This window comes from Streptomyces sp. SPB074 (genome assembly GCF_000154905.1).
Classification (GTDB): domain Bacteria; phylum Actinomycetota; class Actinomycetes; order Streptomycetales; family Streptomycetaceae; genus Streptomyces.
In genome coordinates this window covers 215,666-217,093 of record NZ_GG770539.1, presented here as the reverse complement: position 1 = coordinate 217,093, position 1,428 = coordinate 215,666, and the positions used below count along the sequence as shown (strand labels likewise).

The following is a 1,428-nucleotide window of genomic DNA, read 5'->3' as shown; positions in this document are numbered from 1 at the left end:
GCCCGGGGCGTGCCGTCGCGAGGGCGTTCCCGAGGTGCGGCGCTGCCGCCCCGCACCGGCGCCAGGGACCGCGTGCCGGGGCGCTCAGCCGGACCGTCCGGCCTCGTCCCGTTCCGCGCACCCGTCGCAGACCCCGCTCAGTTCGAGCGTGTGCGCGACGGCACGGTAGCCGGACTCCTTCATGACCGCGGCCACCCAGCGCTCGACCGCCTCGGCGTTGACGGCGCTGCTCGCGCCGCAGCCGCGGCAGACGAGGTAGTGCCGGTGCTCCCCGGGAGGCCGCCAGCGGTAGAGCCGCCCGCCGGACTCCTCCCGCATCACGTCGGCGCGGCCCGTCTCCTCGAAGAGCCGCAACGTCCGGTAGACCGTCGTGAGCCCGACGGCCGCGCCACCGGCGGCGAGGACGGCGTGCAGGGCCGGGGCGGACACGAAGTCCTCCGCCGCGCGCAGGGCGCCGAGCACCGCCGCGCGCTGGCGCGTGGAGCGGGTCTCCCGGCCGGTTGTTCCGTACACAGGACTCGTCTTCCCCTCACGGGCGTGCCCACGAGGTGCGCGCGGGCCGGACAGGGACATCGGCGGGCGCGGCCTCCCGCGAACGCTCGCGGGAGGCCGTGCCGGGGTGCGGGGAGCGGAAGTGCGGTCAGCGTTCCTCGCGGAAGGCGACGTGCCGGTTCACGACCGGGTCGAACTTCCGCAGGACGAGTCGGTCGGGGTCGTTCCGCCGGTTCTTGCGCGTCACGTAGGTGTATCCGGTCCCGGCGGTGGAGCGGAGCTTGATGATCGGGCGTAGTTCGTTGCGTGCCATGAGAGGTAGCATACGACAACGATTTTCATTACCGAACGGGGTCCCGTGCCCCGCAAGGAGAGACACACCCATGTCCGCGCACTGCCAACTCACCGGAAGCAAGCCCGCTTTCGGCAACAAGGTGTCCCACTCGCACCGGCGCACCCCGCGCCGCTTCGACCCGAACATCCAGCGCAAGAGGTACTGGCTCCCCAGCGAGGGGCGCTACGTCCGGCTGGTGCTGAGCGCCAAGGGCATCAAGACGGTCGACGCCATCGGCGTCGAGGCCGCCGTCGCCCGTGTCCGAGCCCGGGGGAACCGCGTCTGATGGCCAAGAAGAGCAAGATCGCCAAGAACGAGAAGCGGCGCGAGATCGTCGCGCGCCACGCCGCCCGCCGCGCCGAACTGAAGGAGATCCTGCGCAGTCCGGCCACCGGCGAGGCCGACAAGAGCGCCGCCCTGCGCGCCCTGCGCCGCCAGCCGCGCGACGCGAGCGCGACGCGCGTGCGCAACCGCGACAGCGTGGACGGGCGGCCCCGGGGCCACCTGCGCAAGTTCGGCCTCTCGCGGGTCCGTCTGCGCGAACAGGCCCACGCGGGCTTTCTGCCGGGAGTGACCAAGTCGTCCTGGTGACGGCGCCCCGC

4 protein-coding genes are annotated in these 1,428 nt (G+C 73.2%); 2 read left to right on the top strand and 2 right to left on the bottom strand.

The window, feature by feature from the left end; translation table 11 throughout:
* Positions 1-84: 84 nt before the first annotated feature.
* Both SSBG_RS00950 and rpmG read right to left on the bottom strand, forming a co-directional pair.
* Positions 85-513: a Fur family transcriptional regulator gene (locus tag SSBG_RS00950; RefSeq protein WP_008744371.1), complete on the bottom strand. Its 429-nt coding sequence runs from the start codon at positions 511-513 to the stop codon at positions 85-87.
* Between the two features lie 127 nt (positions 514-640).
* Positions 641-805 (bottom strand): 50S ribosomal protein L33, encoded by a 165-nt coding sequence (rpmG, locus tag SSBG_RS00945; protein WP_008744370.1) that lies wholly within the window; start codon positions 803-805, stop codon positions 641-643.
* Between the two features lie 70 nt (positions 806-875).
* On the opposite strand from rpmG, the gene rpmB reads away from it, so the two are divergent.
* Positions 876-1,112 (top strand): 50S ribosomal protein L28, encoded by a 237-nt coding sequence (rpmB, locus tag SSBG_RS00940; protein ID WP_008744369.1) that lies wholly within the window; start codon positions 876-878, stop codon positions 1,110-1,112.
* Positions 1,112-1,417: a 30S ribosomal protein S14 gene (gene rpsN / locus SSBG_RS00935; protein ID WP_008744368.1), complete on the top strand. Its 306-nt coding sequence runs from the start codon at positions 1,112-1,114 to the stop codon at positions 1,415-1,417. The genes rpmB and rpsN overlap by 1 nt, the downstream gene beginning before the upstream one ends.
* Positions 1,418-1,428: the final 11 nt, after the last annotated feature.

Coding starts and splice junctions, on each gene's coding strand:
- rpmG (WP_008744370.1), bottom strand. CDS start 805: ATGGCACGCAACGAACTACGCCCGATCATCAAGCTCCGCTCCACCGCC.
- rpmB (WP_008744369.1), top strand. CDS start 876: ATGTCCGCGCACTGCCAACTCACCGGAAGCAAGCCCGCTTTCGGCAAC.
- rpsN (WP_008744368.1), top strand. CDS start 1,112: ATGGCCAAGAAGAGCAAGATCGCCAAGAACGAGAAGCGGCGCGAGATC.